The organism is Micromonospora yongxingensis, from assembly GCF_052601155.1.
This window is the reverse complement of record NZ_JBQXEO010000016.1, coordinates 13,122-32,815: the sequence shown is the minus strand read 5'-3', so window position 1 is coordinate 32,815 and position 19,694 is coordinate 13,122. Positions and strand designations below refer to the sequence as shown.

Below are 19,694 nucleotides of genomic sequence, written 5' to 3'. Positions count from 1 at the left end.
GAGAGCCTAGCGCCGGTGACATGGGCCACACAATGGAAATATTGAAGCTGATCACGTACCCGCCGTGCAGGCCGTTCCTGTCGGACCTCCGGCGTACCGTTGACGTCATGGCGCTCGACATTCCCCGGCTCGACGGCCGCTTCCAGGTCGTCAGCGAGTTTCAGCCGGCCGGCGACCAGCCGGCCGCCATCGACGACCTTGAGCGTCGGGTCCGGCGCGGCGACCGTAACACGGTGCTGCTCGGCGCGACCGGCACCGGCAAGAGCGCCACCACCGCGTGGCTGATCGAGCGGCTGCAGCGCCCGACCCTGGTGCTCGCCCCGAACAAGACGCTCTGCGCGCAGCTGGCCAAGGAGTTCAGCGAGCTGCTGCCCGACAACGCGGTCGAATACTTCGTCTCGTACTACGACTACTACCAGCCCGAGGCGTACATCCCGCAGACCGACACCTACATCGAGAAGGACTCCTCGATCAACGAGGAGGTCGAGCGGTTGCGGCACTCGGCGACCATGTCGCTGCTGACCCGCCGCGACGTGGTCGTGGTGGCCACCGTGTCGGCGATCTACGGCCTCGGCACGCCGGAGGAGTACCTCGACCGGGCGATCCGCATCGGTGTCGGCCAGGAGCTCGACCGCGACCAGTTGCTGCGGCGGCTCGTCGACATCCGCTACACCCGCAACGACATGGCCTTCCAGCGGGGCACCTTCCGGGTCCGGGGCGACACGCTGGAGATCATCCCGGCGTACGAGGAGCTGGCCGTCCGCGTCGAGATGTTCGGCGACGAGGTGGAGAAGCTCTACTACCTCAACCCGCTCACCGGTGACGTGGTCCGCGAGGTCGACCAGCTGGTGATCTTCCCGGCCACGCACTACGCGGCCGGTCCGGAGCGCATGGAGCGGGCGATCCGCGACATCGAGGCGGAGCTGGCCGACCGGCTCGCCGAGCTGGAGCGGCAGGGCAAGCTGCTCGAGGCGCAGCGGTTGCGGATGCGCACCACCTACGACATCGAGATGATGCGGCAGGTGGGCTTCTGCTCCGGCATCGAGAACTACTCGATGCACATGGACGGGCGGTTGCCCGGCAGCCCGCCGCACTGCCTGCTCGACTACTTCCCGGACGACTTCCTCACCGTCGTCGACGAGTCGCACGTGACGATTCCGCAGATCGGCGGCATGTACGAGGGTGACGCCTCCCGCAAGCGGATGCTCATCGACCACGGCTTCCGGCTGCCCAGCGCCGCCGACAACCGGCCGCTGCGGTTCGACGAGTTCCTGGAGCGGGTCGGCCAGATGGTCTACCTCTCGGCGACCCCCGGGCCGTGGGAGCTGGAGCAGGCCCAGGGCGAGTTCGTCGAGCAGGTCATCCGGCCCACCGGCCTGATCGATCCGGAGGTCGTGATCAAGCCGACCAAGGGCCAGATCGACGACCTGATGCACGAGATCAAGCTGCGCACCGACCGGGACGAGCGGGTGCTGGTCACCACGCTGACCAAGAAGATGGCCGAGGACCTGTCGGACTACCTGCTCGAGAACGGCATCCGGGTGCGTTACCTGCACTCGGAGGTGGACACGCTGCGCCGGGTGGAGCTGCTGCGCGAGCTGCGCAAGGGCGACTACGACGTGCTGGTCGGCATCAACCTGCTCCGCGAGGGCCTGGACCTGCCCGAGGTGTCGTTGGTGGCGATCCTCGACGCCGACAAGGAGGGTTTCCTGCGCAGCGGCCGGTCGCTGATCCAGACCATCGGGCGGGCCGCCCGTAACGTCTCCGGTCAGGTGCACATGTACGCCGACAAGATCACCCCGTCGATGGCGGCGGCGATCGACGAGACCGATCGGCGGCGGGCCAAGCAGATCGCGCACAACGAGGCGCACGGCATCAGCCCGGAGCCGCTGCGCAAGAAGATCCACGACATCCTGGACGACATCTACCGCGAGGCGGAGGACACCGAGAACTCCCGCGTCGGCGGTGCGGTGCGCCAGCTCTCCCGGGGCAAGGCGCCGGTCAAGGAGACCCGCAGCCGGAGTCGGGCGGGCGCCACCACCACCTCACGGGAGGGGATGGCCCGTGCCGACCTCGCCCAGCTCATCCAGGAGCTCAACGACCAGATGCTGGCCGCCGCCCGCGAGCTGCAGTTCGAGCTGGCGGCCCGCATCCGCGACGAGGTCTCCGACCTGAAGAAGGAACTGCGCGGCATGGATGCCGCAGGCGTGAAGTAACGAGCCGCCCCGGCGGCCTCCCACCTGCGCAAATGGCAGGTGCGGTCGGGTTCTGGTGGCCGTCGGGGCGATCCGTCTGATTGCGGTGCGCGAGCGAGCTATTGCACTGGGTGATCGTCCTGCGTACTCTCCCTCGGTGGGGAGGCGGGGATGCCGTTGCCAACGAGTCCTGTCATTCGACGTGTGCGGCTCGGTGCCGAGCTGCGTCAGCTACGTCGGCGCGAGGCGCTGACCTTGGAGCAGGTCTGCGACCGGCTGGGTTGGGCCTCGACGTCGAAACTGTCCCGGATCGAGCTGGGCCAGAGCCGCCCGGACCTCGCCGACGTGCTCGATCTGCTGGACGTCTACCAGGTGCCGTCGCCGGCCCGGGACGCGCTGATCGTGATCGCGCGGGACGCGGCCACCAGTCGCGCCTGGTGGAAGACCCTGGGTGAGATGAGCGAGCGGCAGCGCACGTACGCCGAGCTGGAGGCGGGTGCCGCCCACATCGTCGAGTACCAGCCGGCGGTCGTGCCGGGGCTCCTCCAGACGCCCGCGTACGCCCGGTTCCGGGTGGCCGCCGGTGCCCTGCTCACGCCGGAGATCGACATCGAGGCCGAGGTGCGTGCCCGGGCGTTGCGGCAGGAGGTGCTGCGCCGGGCCGACCCGCCGCGCTACACGGCGGTGCTCGCCGAGGCGGCCTGCGACCTGGGCGACCTGCCGGTCCCGATCTGGCGTGAGCAGCTGCGCCACCTGGTCGCCGTGACCGGGCTGGCCCACGTGACGGTCCGACTGTTGCCGCGCGGGGCGGCGGCCGACGGTGGCCTGCACGCGCTCACCCCGTACTCCTGCTATGCCTTTCCCGACCCGGCGGACCCGCGGACGGTGATGCTGGAGGCGTTGACCACCGACGTCCGCCTGGCCACCGTGCTGGACGTCGACCGGTACGAGCGGATGACCGAGGCGCTGCTGGCCGCGGCGTTGTCACCGGAGGAGACGGTCACCGCGCTGGCCCGCCGCGTGGGGGAATGAGCCCACGGCCCGCCCGCGCGGCCACCGGGCCCGGCGCCCCCGAGCCCGTCGGGACCGGCGGCCGGCGCGTGCGGTGGGCACGATAACCGCGCGGTACGACAGTGCGCTCAGGCCGGTACGTCGATGAAGTGCTCGACCAGGGGCGGCCCGGCGAAGTGCGGCCCGATCAGTGCCCGCCACTGCTCGAACCGCTCGGTGGCCCGGAAGTTGTCGGTGTGCGCCTCGACCGAGTCCCACTCGACGAGCAGCACGAACCGGTTCGGGGACTCGATGCCCCGGGTCATCCGCACCGACCGGCAGCCGGGCGTCCCGGCCAGCACCGGGTGACCCTGGGCGTACGCGGCGGCGAACTCGTCCTCGTGTCCGGGCAGTACGTCGATCAACGCGACCTCAAGCACCATGCCGGAAGCCTCCCACGGCGGGTGGGTCCGGCGGTCTCGTGGGGTCTGTTCCGGTGTCGACAGTGGCGTCGGGGTGGGTGACGCGCTGCGGGCTCCGGTTGGCCACTCGCCGCACCAAACTCACACTAGCCTCCTAGGACGGCGGACGGGGTGTGCGGTGCCCTATTCCCCGTCTCCGAGTGGGCGGGCACACCGGCTGCCCGGGGTGCGATCACACGGCGTGGTGGGGGAGAATGGTGATCGAGGAGGGGAGTATTCCCTCGCGACGGAGTCGTCAGCACGGTCGGCCGCCGGTCATCGGCGTCCCCGACCCGGCGCCGTCGGTCGCCGTCCCGCTCGTGCGGGCCGGTGGCGGAAGAGACCTCCGACAGTCACCAGAGTGAGCGTCAGCGGCACGCCGGGCCCCGCAGGGGCGTACGGTGTGCCCGACGCCGCGTGTCTGCCGGAGGAATGAACGTTGGACGTGTCCGGATTGGTGTGGGCGGGGACCCTCGTCGCACTGACTGCGGTTCTGCTCGTCGACCTGTTGATCATCGGTCGGCGCCCGCACGAGCCCAGCGTGCGCGAGTCGAGCCTCTGGGTCGCCTTCTACGTCGGCCTGGCCCTGCTCTTCGGCGCCGGCGTCTGGCTGACCTCCGGGGCCAGCGCGGCCGGGCAGTTCTACACCGGCTGGCTCACCGAGTACAGCCTCTCGGTGGACAACCTCTTCGTCTTCGTGATCATCATGGCCCGCTTCGGGGTGCCCCGGCAGTACCAGCAGAAGGTGCTGCTGGTCGGCATCGTGCTCGCGCTGGTGATGCGTGGTGGCTTCATCGCCGCCGGCGCGGCCCTGATCTCACAGTTCTCCTGGGTCTTCTACATCTTCGGCGCGTTCCTGATCTACACGGCGGTCAACCTGGCCCGGCAGGGTGAGCCGGACGAGGACGAGTTCTCGGAGAACCTGCTGATCCGGTGGAGCCGCAAGGCGCTGCCGATCTCCAAGGACTACGACGGCGCGAAGCTGACCACGCACTCGGCCGGGCGACGGCTCTTCACCCCGATGCTGATCGTCATGATCGCGATCGGCACCACCGACCTGATCTTCGCTCTGGACTCGATCCCGGCGATCTTCGGCATCACCCAGGAGCCGTACCTGGTCTTCACCGCCAACGTCTTCGCGCTGATGGGTCTGCGCCAGCTCTACTTCCTGCTCGGGGGCCTGCTCGACCGGCTGATCTACCTGAGCTACGGGCTGGCCGTGGTGCTCGGCTTCATCGGGGTCAAGCTGGTGCTGGAGGCGCTGGCCGACAACAACCTGCCGTTCATCAACGGCGGGGAGCACGTGGGGTGGGCGCCGCACATCCCGATCTGGCTCTCCCTGCTGGTCATTCTCGGGACGCTGCTGATCGCCACGGTCGCCAGCCTGATGAAGTCCGCCCGGGACCGCCGCCGCGAGCTGGCCGAGGCCCGGCGCTGAATCGTCACCGGCCGGGTGCGGGGACGCGCCCGGCCGGGGTCAGACCCGGTGCGCGCCGACCAGGGTCGCGGTCCGATCGGCCGGCATCGGCTCCTCCACCACCCGCCGCCGCCGGTAGCAGGCGTGCAGCATCCGCCGGTTCTCGTGGTCGCCGGGAACGGCGGTGACGATCCCGATGTGGTGGATCTTCCGGCCGGGACGGGCGAAGAAGTAGAGGTCGCCGGGACGCTCCGCGCCCAGCGGCAGGGGAGTGGTCGCCACCGCCTGATCGTCGGCGTCGCGGGGCAGCAGCACCCCGAACCGGCGCCAGGCCAGGTGCACCAGGCCGGAGCAGTCGATGCCGTACGCGGAGAGCCCGCCCCAGACGTAGACCACGTGCAGCAGCCGCTGCGCCACCGCCAGCACGGCGGCGGCGCTGGGCGGCTCGGCCGGTGCCGGGACCAGTTGACCGTCGGGCAGCCAGAGCGGCGTGGCGTGGCCGGGGACGTGCACCGGCTGCCAACCGTCGCGCACCGGGCCGGCAGGGACGAGCCGGGTGCCGACGACCACGCCGGGCAGCACCACCGGCCCGTCCGGTGCGGCGCGCAGCGCGACGGCCGTGGCGTCCACCACCAGCGGGGTCCCGGTGACGGTCGGGTCGGCGGGGATCAGCTGGTCGGCGGGTAGCCAACCCGGGTAGCCGCGCGGGTCCAGCTTCGCGGCCGGCTGTTCGACGGCCACCACCCGGGCCCACCCGTCCGGGCGCAGCTCGCTGATGAGAACCCGTTCACCGAGCAGCAGTTGGCTCAGCACGCAGTCGCCGACCTGCTGGTCGGTGTCCAGGCCGGAGACCCAGGCGGGGATGTCGGCGCGGGCGGTGAGCGCAGGCCGGTCGACGGGGCGGACAGCCTCGGGGGAGGTCCAGAGCGTCGCCACCGCGACCCGGACGACGGCCTCGCGGCCCGGTTGCAGCTCCACGTCAACCCCCAGCTCGTGTCGGCCGTCCTCCGCAAACACTATGAAAGAAACCAACAATCATCAACTGCGAGGCTGCATATTTGCTTCAGTCAGGCCCGAGATGCCCAGGCCGGGAGCGTCCGGCAGCACCACGGTGGCCCCCTCGTATCGGATCCCACCCTGCACCGGCGACCAGGCCAGCCACCAGGCGGCGTCCAGGTCGGCGACGGCCGTGGTGCCGTACGCGGCGACCAGGCTCGCGGCCGCGCCGATGCCCACCTGACTCTCCATCATCGACCCGACAACCGTGCCGAGGCCGTGCGCGGCGGCCAGCTCCAGCAGGGTGCGCGCCGGGTGCAGCCCGCCGCACTTGGCCAACTTGACGTTCACGAGGTCGGCCGCCCGCCGGCGGATCACCTCCACCAGGTCACGAACCCCGAAGACCGCCTCGTCGGCCAGGATCGGCACCGACACCCGGTCGCTGACCCAGGCCATCCCGTCCAGGTCCCAACGGGCCACCGGCTGCTCGACCAGCTCCACGTCGAGCCCCGCGTCCTCGATGCCGCGGATCACCCGGACCGCCTCCCGGGGCGTCCAGCCCTGGTTCGCGTCGAGCCGGATCCGGGCACCGGCGCCGACCGCCGAACGGACCGCCCGCACCCGCTCCAGGTCACCGGCCGCGTCCGTGCCGACCTTCAACTTGAGCACGCCGAAACCGTCGGCCTGTCGCTGCCGCGCGGCCGCCGCCAGGTCCACCGCGTCGCCCGCGGCCAGCGTGACGTCCGTGGGGACCCGCAGCGAGGTGCCACCCAGCAGCCGCACCAGGGGTACGCCCAGCCGCTGGGCGACCAGGTCGTGCAGGGCCACGTCCACCGCGGCCTTCGCCGCCTCGTTGCCCACCACCGCGCGCTGCACCTCCGCGCAGCGGGTCACCAGGTCGTCCGGGTCGCGCCCGGTCAACAGCGGCCCGAGGAGTTCCCGCACGCAGGCCTGGGCGCCGGCCACCGACGCGCCGGTGACCTGCCAGACCTGCGGCGCCTCGCCGAAGCCGGACCGGCCGTCGGCGTCGATCAGCTCGACGACCAGCGTGTCCACTGTGGTGGTGCGGCGCAACGCGGTGACGAACGGGGTGTGTAAGGGGGCGGAAACCCGGTGGGTGCGTACCGCCGAGATCGTCATGTGGGGCACCCTATACGGAGGCACGCGGCGGGAGGGGAGACCGGATGACCGGGCGGGACTGGGAGCTGGTGGGCGCGCCGAACGCGCGTGACCTGGGTGGCCTGATCGGTGCGGACGGCCGACGGGTACGCGCCGGACGACTGATCCGTACGCCGGCGCTGGGCCGCCTCACCGACGAGGACCTGCCGGTGCTGGCGAAGCTCGGGCCGGCCTGCGTGGTCGACCTGCGCGACGGCTCGGAGATCGCGGTGGCCCCGTCGGACCGGCTGGTCGGCGAACCCAGGGTGGTGCACCTGCCGGTGCACGATCCGGAGCACCCGGTCTTCACGTACGTCTCGGCGGTGCTGCTCGGCCACGACCTGAACGCGTACGCCGAGCTGGCCCGGCAGGGCACGGCGGGAGCGATGGCGGAGATCTACCGCTGGTTCGTCACCGGGGAGTCGGCACGGGCCGGCTTCGCCGAGGCGGTGCGGCTGGCCGCCCGACCGGAGAACCTGCCGCTGGTCTACCACTGCTCCGCCGGCAAGGACCGCACCGGCTGGCTCACCGCCATTCTGCTGACCGCGCTCGGCGTTGACGAGGCCACGATCCGCGCCGAGTACCTGCGCAACAACCCGCTGACCGACAGCCTGCGCGCGGTGATCGTCGAGGCGATGCGGCGGCGGCAGCCCGAGCTGGACGTCGACGCCGTGCTGCCGGTGCTGGAGGTCCGCCCGGAGTACCTCGACGCCGGCTACCAGGAGGTCCGCCGGGTGCACGGTTCGTTCGACGGCTACCTGCGCGACGGGCTCGGGCTGACCGAGGAGACGCTCACGGCGCTGCGGGCGCAGTTGCTGGAGTGACCGGCACGCCGTCCGGCCTACCGGTGCGGGCGGCCCGACCGAGGACGATCAGCGCCTGGCCGGCGGCGTAGCTCGCCATCACCAGGACCGGCGCGCCGGGTGGTTGGGCCATCCCGGCGACCCCGGCGGCGATCACCATGTCGGAACCGAGGAACAGCGCGGCGCCGAGACCGACCCGCCAGCCCTGGGTGGCGGCGGTGCTGGCCATCGCGGCGAGCGCGAGCGCGTAGCCGGCCACGGGCACGGCCAGCCCGTCGTCGGCGAGCCCCGCCCACATCCAGGTCAGCGCGACGACGGTCAGCACCGCGTACCCCAGCGGGACCGCGACCAGCGGTGTACGGCGCAGCGCGGTCGCGGCGCCGTGCCGGGTGAACGCCGCGAGGTAGCACAGGTGCGCGGCGAGGAAGCAGGCCATGCCGGCCATGAACCAACCGGTGCCGTCGCCCAGCAGCGCCACGTCGCCGCCGGTGGAGAAGGCCAGCGCGGCGAGCACCAGCCGGTCCGGGCGGGCGCCGCGCTCGGCGGTGGCCCGCCAGAGGTACGCGGCCAGCAGCGGCATCAGCAGCGGCTTCGTGAGCAGCTCGGCCACGCCGTTGTCGGTGGCGTTGGCCAGCAGGTTCGCCACCGTCACGGCGAGGAAGGTGGCAAGGAGGACACGACTGCGGGGCATCGGCGGGCTCCGGGGTGGGGGGTGCGAGCAGCCTAGCCGGAGTCGACCGGTCAGAGCTGGTGGCGGGCGGCCCAGACCCGCGCCGAGACGTTGGCGATCAGGCGGCAGGCGTCGTCCTCGACCTCGTCGCCGCTCGGGCCGCCGTCGGCCAGCTCGGTGGTGGTGCAGACCGCGATCAGGTACGGCGGGGCGTCGTCGGGCAGAACCACCCCGGCGCCGTGCCGGACGCCGCGTACCCAACCGTTCTTGTGTGCGATCCGGGTGCCCTCGGGCAGGCCGGCGGCCAGGTCCTCGCGGTGCTCCTGCGCGAACAGGACGTCCAGCATGGCCGCGCAGCCAGCCGGCGAGGCGAGGCATCCAGGGCTGCTGGCCCCGGTGGCCAGGGCGCCGAGCAGAGCGGCCAGGTCGGCGGCGGTGACCAGGTTGGTGATGCCGGCCTCGCGGGCGGCGAAGTCCTCGATGCCCCGGCCGGTGATGCTGTGCCGGGCGCCGGCCAGCGCCCACGCCTGGGCGACGGCGGGCAACCCCACATGGCCGATGACCAGGTTGGTGGCCAGGTTGCTGGACCGCACGATCATCCGTTCGGCGAGCCAGCGCAGCGGCGCCGTGCCACCCACGCGCTCCCAGACGGCGTCGTCGTTGTCGTAGTGCGGGGCGCAGGAGAACCGGGGCGCGCCGGGCTGGGCCGAGTCGAACTCGTTGACCACCGGGACCGGGGCGTCCAGCTCCAGCGTGCCGGCGTCGGCGGCACGGTACAGGGCGGCGAGCACCGCCACCTTCATGGTGCTGGCGGCGTAGTGGGCGGCGCCGGCGTGGCGGGTCCAGGTCGGCGGCGCGTCGAGGCGGCCCACGTACGCCGAGACGGTGCCGGGCACCTTGTCCAGGTGGGCGTCGAGATCATCCCAGGTCATGCCGGTGACCGTAGCCGATCGTTCGACGGGGGATAGCGACGTACCCCCGCCGGAAAGCGGACGGGCGCGCCGGCCGCAAGCGGCCGACGCGCCCGGTCCCGGGTGCTGGTGGGTCAGCCGGCGTGCTTGCGGCGGGCCGCCGCGCGACCGCGCAGCTGCTGGTCGAGCACGACCTTGCGGATCCGGACGGCGGTCGGGGTGACCTCGACGCACTCGTCCTCGCGGCAGAACTCGAGAGCCTGCTCCAGCGACAGCTTGCGCGGCGGGATCAACTTCTCGGTCTCGTCGGAGGTCGACGCCCGCATGTTGGTGAGCTTCTTCTCCTTGGTGATGTTGACGTCCATGTCGTCGGAGCGGGAGTTCTCCCCGACGATCATGCCCTCGTACACCTCAGTGGTCGGCTCGACGAAGAGCTGCCCGCGCTCCTGGAGGTTGATCATCGCGAAGGCGGTGACCGCGCCGGCGCGGTCGGCGACCAGCGAGCCGTTGTTGCGGGTACGCAGCTCGCCGAACCACGGCTCGTAGGACTCGAAGACGTGGTGCAGGATGCCGGTGCCCCGGGTGTCGGTGAGGAACTCGGTACGGAAGCCGATCAGGCCCCGGGCCGGGACCAGCCACTCCATCCGGATCCAGCCGGTGCCGTGGTTGACCAGCTGCTCCATCCGGCCCTTGCGGGTGGCGAGGAGCTGGGTGATCGCGCCCAGGTACTCCTCGGGAGCGTCGATGGTCAGCCGCTCGACCGGCTCGCAGGTCTTGCCGTCGATCTCGCGGGTGACCACCTGCGGCTTGCCGACGGTCAGCTCGTAGCTCTCCCGGCGCATCTGCTCGACCAGGATGGCCAGCGCCAGCTCACCACGGCCCTGCACCTCCCAGGCGTCCGGCCGCTCGGTGGGCAGCACCCGCAGCGAGACGTTGCCGATCAGCTCCTTGTCGAGGCGGTCCTTGACCATCCGTGCGGTGACCTTGGAGCCCTTGACCCGGCCGACCAGCGGCGAGGTGTTGGTGCCGATGGTCATCGAGATGGCCGGCTCGTCGACGGTGATCAGCGGCAGCGCCACCGGGTTCTCCGGGTCGGCCAGCGTCTCACCGATCATGATCTCGGAGATCCCGGCGACCGCGATGATGTCGCCGGGGCCGGCCGACTCGGCCGGCTTGCGCTCCAGGCCCTCGGTCATCAGCATCTCGGAGATGCGGACCCGCTGGGTGCTGCCGTCGGTGCGGCACCAGGTCACCGTCTGGCCCTTGGTGATGGTGCCCTGGCGGACGCGGCACAGCGCCAGCCGGCCGAGGAACGGCGAGGCGTCGAGGTTGGTGACGTGCGCCTGCAGCGGCGCGCCGTCCTCGTACGCGGGAGCCGGGATGGTGTCCAGCAGGGTGCGGAACAGCGGCTCCAGGGAGGTGCTGTCGTCCGGCACCGAGCCGTCGGCGGGCTGGGTCAGCGAGGCGATGCCGTCGCGGGCGCAGGCGTAGACGATCGGGAAGTCGATCTGCTCCTCGTCGGCGTCCAGGTCGAGGAAGAGCTCGTAGGTGTCGTCCACGACCTCCTTGATCCGGGCGTCCGGACGGTCCACCTTGTTGATCACCAGGATGATCGGGAGTCGCGCCCGCAGCGCCTTGCGCAGCACGAAGCGGGTCTGCGGCAGCGGGCCCTCGCTCGCGTCGACCAGGAGCACCACACCGTCGACCATGGTCAGGCCGCGCTCCACCTCGCCACCGAAGTCGGCGTGGCCGGGGGTGTCGATGATGTTGATGGTGACCGGGTCCGAGCCGTCGGCCGGCAGGTAACGCACGCCGGTGTTCTTGGCCAGGATCGTGATGCCCTTCTCCCGTTCCAGGTCACCCGAGTCCATGACCCGCTCGGTCGTCTCACCCCGGGCGCCGTACGCGCCAGCCTGCCGCAACATGGCGTCGACCAGGGTGGTCTTGCCGTGGTCGACGTGAGCGATGATGGCGACGTTGCGGAGGTCGGTGCGAAGCTGCATACCCTCTATCCTTCCGCCTGCGCTCGCGCAGGCTGCGTCGGGGTCACCCCCAGGTGCCCCTGATCTCTGGTGAAACTGCTGTCCGGGTCGTTCCCCCGGCTGGCATGCTGACTCCCGTGTCCCGGGGGCCTGAGTGCACGACCTGCTGACCTTGGTGCAGGGTCTGCCCACCCTGTGGATCTACCTGGTCGCCGCGTTGATCGTGGCGGGCGAGACCGCGGTGATCTTCGGCCTGCTGGTGCCGGGTGAGGCTACCCTGCTGCTCGTCGGCTTCCTCACCTACAACGGTACCTTGCGGCTGGGCCCGGCGTTGCTCACGATGATCGTCGCGGCGGTGCTGGGCGACGGGCTGGCGTTCCGCGCCGGACGGCGGTACGGCCCACGGCTGCGTGCCGGGCTGGGCCACCGCGTCGGGCCCGCGCGGTGGAGCCGGGCGGACGCCATGCTGGCCCGACTCGGTGGTCGGGGCGTGTTCGCCGCGCGCTGGGTGGCTTTCGCCCGCACCCTGGTGCCCCGGCTGGCCGGGGCGGCCGGCATGCCGTACCGGCGGTTCGCGCCGTGGAACCTGGCCGGCGTGGTGACCTGGGTGGGCGGGTCGGTGCTGCTCGGTCACCTGGCCGGTGAGTCGTACGACACTGTCTCCCGGTTGCTGGGCCGGGCCACCGGCGCGGCACTGGTGCTGTTGGCCGGCCTGCTCGCGGTGGTGCTCGCCGGCCGGTGGCTCGGCCGTAACCCGGATCCGGCCCGGTCCCTGCTCTCCCGGGCCGGCGCGCTGCCCCCGGTGCGCTGGCTCAGCGCCCGCTACGGGGTGCTGTTCTTCCTGGTGGCCATGCGGATCGGGCCGGCCTGGACGCTGCTGCTCAATCTCGCCGCGGGGCTCCTGCTGCTCTTCGCCGCCGGGCTCGCCATCGCCGGCCTGCTCGCCGTCGGCGTCCGCAACAGCGGGCTGGCCGCGCTGGACGGGGCGATCGGGGACTGGTTCGCCGCCCGGCGGACACCGGGTGCCGCCGACCTCACCATGGCCGTGGTGTCGGTGCTGCGCGGGTGGGTGCTGATCGTGCTGGTGGCGGTGGTGGCGGCGGTGCTGGCGTGGCGGAACCGCCCCTTCAGGGCGGACCTGCTGAGCGTGGTGGGCACGGTGGGTGCGTTCGTGCCGCTGCTGGTGCTGGCCGTGGTGGCCGAGCTCACCGGTTCGCCGGGGGCCGGCCCGAACGGCGGCGAGTCGGTGCCGTTCCCGACGCAGAACGCGGTGGTGGCGGCCAGCTTCTGCACCCTGGCCTGGCTGGTGTCCCGGGGCACCCGGTGGCCGGTGGCGGTGGCGGCCTGGACGGCGGCCGCCGCGGGCGTTCTCGGGGTCGGTGGCGCGCGGCTCTACCTCGGGCTGGACACGGCCAGCGGGACGGCGGCGGCGGTGCTGCTCGGGGTGCTCTGGACGGTGGTGTTCGTGGTCGCCTGGGCGACCCGCGACCGGGCCGTGGGGGATCGGGAGCAGCCGGCGGACCAGGTCCGGCCGCCGTCGCAGGGGCCTCGTCGCCCCGTCGAACCTTGCTAGTGTGCGGCGACGATCACACGGGGAGGTACGGATGCATCGACGGACCGGTCGGATGGGCGCCGCGGTGCTCGCCGGGCTGCTGCTGGCGGGCACGCTGGTCGGCTGCGGCGCCACCGGAGGGCAACCCCAGGACCAGGCCGCGCCGGTCGCGGTCACCGAGGGGCCGGCGGAGGCACTGGCCGACGCCCCCGTCGACGAGACCACCGGGGAGCCGAGCCCGTCGGCGGCCGGGGCGGCGACGACCGACCCCGCTCCGAAACGCCTCGCGTCGCCGAGCGCGGCAACGCCCATGGAGGCGGCCCGCACGGCCAGCGTGGCGCCGAGGCCCCGCCTGGTGCCCCGGCGGCCCACCGAGACCTGGGGTCCGCCGCCACCGCCGCGTCCCCGGGCAAGCCCCTGCGTGCCCAGCTACCGGGGCACCCAGGCGACCCGGGCCGAGGCGAAGGCGGCGCTGACCAACGCCGCGGAGCGCACCTACTGGCCGGTGTCCGCCCCGAGCATCAAGATCCCGCTGAACCTGGTCAAGGCCACCGCCTGGCAGGAGAGCGGCTGGCAGTCCAACATCTACGCCTGCGACGGCGGCGTCGGGCTGATGCAGGTGATGCCGGACACCGCGACCTGGATGAACCAGCGGTTCGAGCAGAACTACGACCTGCACAACTACCAGGACAACGCGTACCTCGGCGGCACGTACCTGGCCTGGCTGACCAAGTACATCGGCGACATGTACTTCGAGGCCGACTACCGGCTCGACGCGGCCCTGTGCACCACCCAGCTGAACTCCTGCCTGCTCAACGCGGTGATCGCCGCGTACAACTTCGGGCACGGCGCGGTGGCGCAGGAGGGGAAGCCGCTGGCCATCCCGAACCCGTCGTACGTGTACAACGTGCGGGCGCTGATGACCGAGTGCGTCTGCCTGGCGTACTGAGCACGCCGACCGACGGGGGCGGTGGCCGGGGGAGACCCGGCCCCGCCCCCGTCGTCGTGCCGGTCAGTGCCGGGAGGCAGCCGGCTCGTGCGACACCGGGGTGTCGGCCACCCGATCGCGGGCGATCCGGCCGGGCCACCAGAAGCGGTCGCCGAGCATGAACGCGAGCGCCGGCACCAGGACCGTGCGCACGAGCAGGGTGTCCAGCAGGACGCCGATGCAGACGATGATGCCGATCTGGGTCAGCGTGATCAGCGGCAGCACGCCGAGGACGGCGAAGACCGCGGCCAGCAGAAGACCGGCACTGGTGATCACCCCGCCGGTGACCCGCAGCGCGGAGAGCATCCCGTCCCGGGTGCCGGCGGCGCGGGCGTCCTCCCGGGCTCGGGTGACCAGGAAGATGTTGTAGTCCACGCCGAGTGCCACCAGGAACACGAAGGCGAGCAGCAGCACACCGCTGTCCAGCGCCGGGAAACCCAGCACGTGGTCGAAGAGCAGCCACGCCGCACCCAGGCTCGCGAAGAACGACGCGATGACGGTCAGCACCAGCAGCACCGGTGCCAGCAGACCCCGCAGCAGCAGTACGAGCACCGCGCCGACCAGCAGCAGGATGATCGGCAGGATCAGCCGCAGGTCCCGGTCGTTGGCCTCCTCCGAGTCGTAGGTGGCCGCGACGGTGCCGCCGACGATGGCCCCCGACGGCGCGTCGGCGCCGTCGACCGTTGGGGGAGCGGAGCCGGGGACCGCGGCGACCGCGTCGCGCAGCGCCTGGATCGTCCGGTCGGCTGCGGCGGTGCCGGGTTCGGAGGCCAGCACCACGTCGACCTGGGCGACAGCCTGGCCGGCGTCGCCGGGGCGGGCCGAGGCGACCCCCGGGACGGCGGACGCGGCGTCGGTGACCGCCCGCGCCGCCGTCGGGGTGGTGAGCACGGCCACCGGCTGGGTGGCGCCGGCGGGGAACGCCCGGGCGAGGGTCTGGGCGCCGACGACCGCCTCGGGCTCGGCCCGGAACTGCTCGGTCTCGGACAGGCCGGTGCGGATGCCGAGCCCGCCCAGCGCCAGACCGGCGAGCAGGAGCGTCGCCAGCACCGCGACCGGCACCGGGCGGCGCTCCACGGCGGTGCCGAGCCGGCCCCACAGCCGACCCTCGCGGACCGGCCCACCGACCCGGGGTACGAACGGCCAGAACAGGCCGCGGCCGAAGAGCACCAGCACGGCGGGGAGCACGAACAGCGCCGAGAGCATGGCGAAGACCACCCCGGTCGCGCAGGCCACGGCCAGTGCGCGGTTCGTCTCCTGCTCACTGAGCAGCAGGGTGAGCACGCCGAGCACCACGGTGCCGCCGCTGGCCAGGATGGGCTCGACCGTCCGGCGCAGCGCAGAGCGCATCGCCCTGAACCGGTCCTCCTCGCGGCGCAACTCCTCCCGGTAGCGGGCGATGAGCAGCAGGGCGTAGTCGGTGGCGGCGCCGAAGACCAGCACGCTGGCGATGCCGGTGACCTGGCCCTGCTGGAGGGTGATGCCGACGGCCGGCACGATCGTGTCCACCGCGCGCAGGGTCAGCTGCTCGGTCGCCGCGACCACGGCCAGCGGCACGATCCACAGAAACGGGCTGCGGTAGGTGATCAGGAGCAGCAGCGCGACCACGGCGGCGGTCACCGCGAGCAGGGTGATGTCGGCGCCGTCGAAGACCGAGGAGAGGTCGGCGGTGAACGCGGGGGCGCCGGTCACCGCGACGGTGAGCCCGCCGGGCAGGTCCGTCAGTGTGGCGCGGAGCTGGCTGATCGTCTCGGTGACCTGGTCCTGCCCGCCGGCGGTGCTCAACGGCACGGCGACGAGCGCCACCGTGCCGTCCGGGGAGATCTGGGCGGGGCTGACAATCCCACCCACCGCGAAGCGGCTGAGGTCTCCGGAGCGGGCGGCGACGGCGTCCCGGTCGGCCTCGACCAGCGCGCCCCCGTCGGCGCGGCTGACCACCACGATGGCCGGCTGCACCTCACTGGACGGGAGTTGGTCCTGCAGCCGCTCCACCTGCGTCGACTGCCACCGCACGGACAGCCCGCTGGCGGAGACCGGCGCCGGGTTGTCCGGTCGGGGCAGCCCGAAGACCGCCGCGCCGACGACGACGGCGGCGGCCACGGTGAACCAGGCGGCCATCCGGCCGCGGGCGACTCTGGTGAAGACAGACATCAGGTGACCTCTGGGTCCTTCGAGTGCCAAGTATCTCGACAATCGAGATTATCGACGCCTGTTCTATGCTGCAACCCGGGGGACCGACGATGGGAAGAAGCGGCTCGACGTGGCCACTCACGGCATGTACCGGCGGCGCGACACGCGCCGCGAGCAGTTGGTCGCGGAGATCACCAACAACCTCCGGCGCTACTCGGTGGACGCCCAGCAGGTGGGCCACGCCTTCGCCAACCTGCACGGGCTCAACCCGACCGACCTGCAGGCGCTGATCGCCGTGATGGACGCCGAGCTGCTCGGTGAGCCGATCACGCCCGGCCGCCTCGGTGAGCAGCTCAACATCTCCTCCGGCTCGGTCACCGCCCTGATCGACCGGCTCGAGCGCGCCGGCCACATCCGCCGCGACCGGGACACCGCTGACCGGCGCAAGGTGCTGCTGCACTACGCCGACCAGGGAGCCGCCCTGGCCATGCGGTTCTTCCAGCCGCTGGGCACCCGTACCGACGAGGTGATGGACCGGTTCGCCGACGACGAGCTGGAGGTGGTGCACCGGTTCATGACGGAGATGAGCGAGTCGTTGCGCGCGCACCGCGACTCGGTGCGCGCAGCGCGGCCCGGGTCGCCCCGCCGCCCGACGGGCTGACCGTGCCGCACCGGCTCCTCGCCCGCCTCGCCGGCGCCGCGCTGCGCCTGCCCGCGACCCGCCCCGGCCCGGTACGGGTCACCCGCGACATCCCGGTCCGGGTCCGCGACGGCGTGGTGCTGCGCACCGATCACTACGCCCCGGCCGTCCCGGACGCGCCCACCGTGCTGATCCGCACCCCGTACGGGCGGGGTGGACCGTTGCGGCTGCTCGGCCGGCTGCTCGCCGCGCGTGGCCGGCACGCGGTCATCCAGTCCTGCCGGGGCACCGGCGGCTCCGGTGGGACGTTCGCCCCGCTGGTGCACGAGCGCGACGACGGGCTGGACACCCTGGACTGGCTGCGCCGCCAACCCTGGTGGTCCGGCGCGCTCGGCATGTTCGGGGTCAGCTACCAGGGCTTCGCCCAGTGGGCGCTGGCCGCCGACGCCGGCGACGAGCTGCGCGCGATGGTCGCGGTCGTGACCACCTCGGCCACCCGGGACTCGACGTACGCGGGGGAGTCCTTCGCCCTGGACACCGTCCTGACCTGGGCGGAGCTGCTGCACGCGCAGACCGTGCCGTGGCTGGCGCGGCAGTGGGAGCTCAAGCGTGGGCAGCCCCGACTCGCGGCCGCGCTGGAGCACCTGCCGCTGGCCGGTGCCGACCGGGTGGCCACCGGGGTGACCATCCCGTTCTTCCAGGAGTGGCTGCGCCACCACACCCCGGACGCCGCGTACTGGCGGAGGAGGGTCTTCGCCGACCGGGTGGCCCGGGTGCGGGCGCCGGTGGTCATGGTCACCGGCTGGCACGACATCTTCCTGCCCGCCCAGCTCGACGACCACGCCACCCTGCGTGCCGCCGGGGCCCGGCCACGCCTGGTCATCGGCCCGTGGACGCACGGCAGCCCCGGCCTGTTCGTCGCCGCCCTGCGGGAGGGGCTGGCCTGGCTCGACGAGCACCTGGCGGTGCCGGCCTCCGCGCGCGACCGGCCGCCCCGCGTCGGGCCGTCCCCGTCGGCTCCGGTCCGGCTGTACGTGAGCGGCCCCGGCGGCGGCTGGCGGGACCTGCCGGACTGGCCTCCGCCGGCGGTCGAGACCGCCTGGCACCTGCACCCGGGCGGCGAGCTGGCCACGCGCCCGCCGGTCGCATCGGCGCCGGACGAGTTCCGGTACGACCCCGGCGACCCCACCCCGTCGCTGGGCGGGCCGCTGCTCGTGGCGCAGCGGGCCGGCCCGGTCGACAACCGGCGCGTCGAGGCCCGACCCGACGTGCTGACGTACACCAGCGCCCCGCTGGCCCGGCCGGTCGAGGTGATCGGCCCGGTGCGTGCCGAGATCCACGTCCGCGCTGAGCTGCCCTACCTGGACGTGTTCGTCCGACTGTGCGACGTGGACCCTCGCGGCCGCTCCTGGAACGTGTGCGACGGCCTGGTCCGGGTCACACCCGATCGCTTCGCGGCCGACCCGTCCGGGGTCCGCCGGATTCCGGTGCCACTGTGGCCGACCGCGTACCGGTTCGGCGCCGGGCACCGTCTGCGGGTGCAGGTGGCCGGTGGCGCCCACCCGCGCTGGGCGCGTAACCCCGGCACAGGGGAACCTCTCGGTACGGCCGTGACGCTGCGTGCCGGCCGGCAGCAGATCCTGCATGACCCGGCGCACCCCTCGGCGCTGCTGTTGCCAACCGTCCACTCTGGCTCCGAGCGGGCTCCAATCTGAACTGATCCTCGCTGAGCTGGGCATTCATCCAAAACGCGGGCTATCGTTGGGTCAACGCCCGGCGCTGTGCACCAGTAGGCCGGGCTCGTCCGCAGCCCTGCACCGCGTACGCGGTGTGATGTCGTGCCCGGTCCCCACCCATGGAAAGGGGGACCCCATGACCCGGGCCCCGGCGAACCTGTTGGCCGTCCGTACCCTGCTGCTGACGCACCTCGACAACGCCCCCGGGCCGGACGACCTGGACCCGGCGGAGGTCGGCATCGTCGGCGATCCGGCGCACCGTGGCGGCTACCACTGCGGATCGGATCGGGTGGTCACCAACGACTACTCGGTCGTGGAGTCGCCCCGGGACCGCGCCGGCCTGACCCTCGACGCGGCGGCGCTGGACGTCGGCGGTTTCGAGGTCCGCTCCGGTGGCGGGACGCACACCCTGCGCAGCTTCTCGCTCTGGTGTGTGGGGCAGTGCGCCGCGAACGCGGCCGACACCCGGGACATCCGCGAGATCATCTACAGCCCCGACGGTACGACCGTGAAGCGGTGGGACCGGCTCGGCAAGCGCACCAGCGGCGACAGCTCGCACCGCTGGCACACCCACTTCAGCTTCTTCCGTGACGCCATCAAGGCCGGTCGCGACCAGCGGCCGTTGTTCCGCCGCTACCTGAGCTCCATCGGACTTCTGGAGGAGAACGACATGACCCCCGAAGAACACGCCTGGCTGGCCACCGTCCACCGGAACCTGACCGTGCTGGACGGCCGCAACCCGGTCGGGCAGATCTACACCCGGATGGCGTTGGGCGAGGACGCCACCGTCGCCAACTACGCGCCGGCGCACCCGACGCTGAAGTCGATCGCCGCCCAGGTGACCGCTCTGCAGAGCGCGCTGACCGCGCTGTCCGGCCGGGACTTCACCGACGAGCCGGCGATCATTCAGGGCGTACTCGCCGGGCTGACCCCGGAGAAGATCGCCGCCGCCATCCCACCGACCATGGCCAAGCAGGTCGCCGACGAACTGGCGCGCCGGCTGGTCGCCTGACCCGCCGGGCTCGCCGGCCGGCCCGAACCGGCCAGTCCGCGGCGACTCTTGGG

16 protein-coding genes are annotated in these 19,694 nt (G+C 72.5%); 9 read left to right on the top strand and 7 right to left on the bottom strand.

The annotated features are described in order from the left end of the window. Positions 1-107 precede the first annotated feature (107 nt). Complete coding sequence (gene uvrB, locus ACTWLT_RS19720; protein WP_252418365.1) at positions 108-2,216, top strand: excinuclease ABC subunit UvrB; 2,109 nt, start codon at positions 108-110, stop codon at positions 2,214-2,216. 150 nt (positions 2,217-2,366) lie between these two features. Then, entirely contained in the window at positions 2,367-3,227 is an 861-nt protein-coding gene (locus tag ACTWLT_RS19715; protein WP_252418364.1) for a helix-turn-helix domain-containing protein, read from the top strand. Positions 3,228-3,334: 107 nt separating this feature from the next. Here the strand turns inward: ACTWLT_RS19715 and ACTWLT_RS19710 are convergent, their stop codons facing one another. Further along, positions 3,335-3,628, bottom strand: a complete 294-nt coding sequence (locus tag ACTWLT_RS19710; protein WP_252418363.1) for an antibiotic biosynthesis monooxygenase family protein — start codon at positions 3,626-3,628, stop codon at positions 3,335-3,337. 457 nt (positions 3,629-4,085) lie between these two features. Here ACTWLT_RS19710 and ACTWLT_RS19705 point away from each other — a divergent pair, with 457 nt between their 5' ends. Further along, positions 4,086-5,084 carry a TerC family protein gene (locus ACTWLT_RS19705; protein ID WP_252418362.1) on the top strand — a complete coding sequence of 333 codons (999 nt, stop codon included), beginning with the start codon at positions 4,086-4,088 and terminating at the stop codon, positions 5,082-5,084. 39 nt (positions 5,085-5,123) lie between these two features. Here ACTWLT_RS19705 and ACTWLT_RS19700 read toward each other — a convergent pair whose 3' ends face one another. Together ACTWLT_RS19700 and ACTWLT_RS19695 are read right to left on the bottom strand one after the other, a co-directional pair. Beyond that, on the bottom strand, positions 5,124-6,041 hold the full coding sequence (locus ACTWLT_RS19700; RefSeq protein WP_445319665.1) for a C40 family peptidase: 918 nt from the start codon (positions 6,039-6,041) through the stop codon (positions 5,124-5,126). Between the two features lie 60 nt (positions 6,042-6,101). Further along, positions 6,102-7,199 carry a mandelate racemase/muconate lactonizing enzyme family protein gene (locus tag ACTWLT_RS19695; protein ID WP_445319664.1) on the bottom strand — a complete coding sequence of 366 codons (1,098 nt, stop codon included), beginning with the start codon at positions 7,197-7,199 and terminating at the stop codon, positions 6,102-6,104. 44 nt (positions 7,200-7,243) lie between these two features. On the opposite strand from ACTWLT_RS19695, the gene ACTWLT_RS19690 reads away from it, so the two are divergent. Continuing rightward, on the top strand, positions 7,244-8,041 hold the full coding sequence (locus ACTWLT_RS19690; protein ID WP_445319663.1) for a tyrosine-protein phosphatase: 798 nt from the start codon (positions 7,244-7,246) through the stop codon (positions 8,039-8,041). Here ACTWLT_RS19690 and ACTWLT_RS19685 read toward each other — a convergent pair. The 3 genes from ACTWLT_RS19685 to typA all read right to left on the bottom strand — a co-directional run bounded on the left by ACTWLT_RS19685 (position 8,010) and on the right by typA (position 11,604). Then, positions 8,010-8,711 (bottom strand): lysoplasmalogenase, encoded by a 702-nt coding sequence (locus ACTWLT_RS19685; protein ID WP_445319662.1) that lies wholly within the window; start codon positions 8,709-8,711, stop codon positions 8,010-8,012. The two genes, ACTWLT_RS19690 and ACTWLT_RS19685, sit on opposite strands and share 32 nt — an antisense overlap. 50 nt (positions 8,712-8,761) lie before the next feature. Further along, positions 8,762-9,622, bottom strand: coding sequence for a serine hydrolase (locus ACTWLT_RS19680; protein WP_445319661.1), 861 nt, complete (start codon positions 9,620-9,622; stop codon positions 8,762-8,764). Positions 9,623-9,735: 113 nt separating this feature from the next. Further along, positions 9,736-11,604: a translational GTPase TypA gene (gene typA / locus ACTWLT_RS19675; RefSeq protein ID WP_445319660.1), complete on the bottom strand. Its 1,869-nt coding sequence runs from the start codon at positions 11,602-11,604 to the stop codon at positions 9,736-9,738. A gap of 133 nt (positions 11,605-11,737) precedes the next feature. On the opposite strand from typA, the gene ACTWLT_RS19670 reads away from it, so the two are divergent. Further along, positions 11,738-13,156: a DedA family protein gene (locus ACTWLT_RS19670; protein WP_445319659.1), complete on the top strand. Its 1,419-nt coding sequence runs from the start codon at positions 11,738-11,740 to the stop codon at positions 13,154-13,156. Between the two features lie 31 nt (positions 13,157-13,187). Next, on the top strand, positions 13,188-14,084 hold the full coding sequence (locus tag ACTWLT_RS19665; RefSeq protein WP_445319658.1) for a transglycosylase SLT domain-containing protein: 897 nt from the start codon (positions 13,188-13,190) through the stop codon (positions 14,082-14,084). 63 nt (positions 14,085-14,147) lie between these two features. Here the strand turns inward: ACTWLT_RS19665 and ACTWLT_RS19660 are convergent, their stop codons facing one another. Continuing rightward, on the bottom strand, positions 14,148-16,274 hold the full coding sequence (locus tag ACTWLT_RS19660) for an MMPL family transporter (protein ID WP_445319657.1): 2,127 nt from the start codon (positions 16,272-16,274) through the stop codon (positions 14,148-14,150). A gap of 124 nt (positions 16,275-16,398) precedes the next feature. Between ACTWLT_RS19660 and ACTWLT_RS19655 the strand changes: the two genes are divergently transcribed. From ACTWLT_RS19655 to ACTWLT_RS19645, 3 genes are all read left to right on the top strand, one after another. Beyond that, positions 16,399-16,914, top strand: coding sequence for a MarR family winged helix-turn-helix transcriptional regulator (locus ACTWLT_RS19655; protein ID WP_445319744.1), 516 nt, complete (start codon positions 16,399-16,401; stop codon positions 16,912-16,914). 2 nt (positions 16,915-16,916) lie between these two features. After that, entirely contained in the window at positions 16,917-18,608 is a 1,692-nt protein-coding gene (locus ACTWLT_RS19650) for a CocE/NonD family hydrolase (RefSeq protein ID WP_445319656.1), read from the top strand. Positions 18,609-18,765: 157 nt separating this feature from the next. Then, entirely contained in the window at positions 18,766-19,641 is an 876-nt protein-coding gene (locus tag ACTWLT_RS19645; protein ID WP_445319655.1) for a hypothetical protein, read from the top strand. Positions 19,642-19,694: the final 53 nt, after the last annotated feature.

What these genes read in the sequence shown, in the direction of transcription:
- uvrB (WP_252418365.1), top strand. Translation starts at nt 108, where the DNA reads ATGGCGCTCGACATTCCCCGGCTCGACGGCCGCTTCCAGGTCGTCAGC.
- ACTWLT_RS19715 (WP_252418364.1), top strand. Translation starts at nt 2,367, where the DNA reads ATGCCGTTGCCAACGAGTCCTGTCATTCGACGTGTGCGGCTCGGTGCC.
- ACTWLT_RS19710 (WP_252418363.1), bottom strand. Translation starts at nt 3,628, where the DNA reads ATGGTGCTTGAGGTCGCGTTGATCGACGTACTGCCCGGACACGAGGAC.
- ACTWLT_RS19695 (WP_445319664.1), bottom strand. Translation starts at nt 7,199, where the DNA reads ATGACGATCTCGGCGGTACGCACCCACCGGGTTTCCGCCCCCTTACAC.
- ACTWLT_RS19690 (WP_445319663.1), top strand. Translation starts at nt 7,244, where the DNA reads ATGACCGGGCGGGACTGGGAGCTGGTGGGCGCGCCGAACGCGCGTGAC.
- ACTWLT_RS19685 (WP_445319662.1), bottom strand. Translation starts at nt 8,711, where the DNA reads ATGCCCCGCAGTCGTGTCCTCCTTGCCACCTTCCTCGCCGTGACGGTG.
- ACTWLT_RS19680 (WP_445319661.1), bottom strand. Translation starts at nt 9,622, where the DNA reads ATGACCTGGGATGATCTCGACGCCCACCTGGACAAGGTGCCCGGCACC.
- typA (WP_445319660.1), bottom strand. Translation starts at nt 11,604, where the DNA reads ATGCAGCTTCGCACCGACCTCCGCAACGTCGCCATCATCGCTCACGTC.
- ACTWLT_RS19665 (WP_445319658.1), top strand. Translation starts at nt 13,188, where the DNA reads ATGCATCGACGGACCGGTCGGATGGGCGCCGCGGTGCTCGCCGGGCTG.
- ACTWLT_RS19660 (WP_445319657.1), bottom strand. Translation starts at nt 16,274, where the DNA reads ATGTCTGTCTTCACCAGAGTCGCCCGCGGCCGGATGGCCGCCTGGTTC.
- ACTWLT_RS19655 (WP_445319744.1), top strand. Translation starts at nt 16,399, where the DNA reads ATGTACCGGCGGCGCGACACGCGCCGCGAGCAGTTGGTCGCGGAGATC.
- ACTWLT_RS19645 (WP_445319655.1), top strand. Translation starts at nt 18,766, where the DNA reads ATGACCCGGGCCCCGGCGAACCTGTTGGCCGTCCGTACCCTGCTGCTG.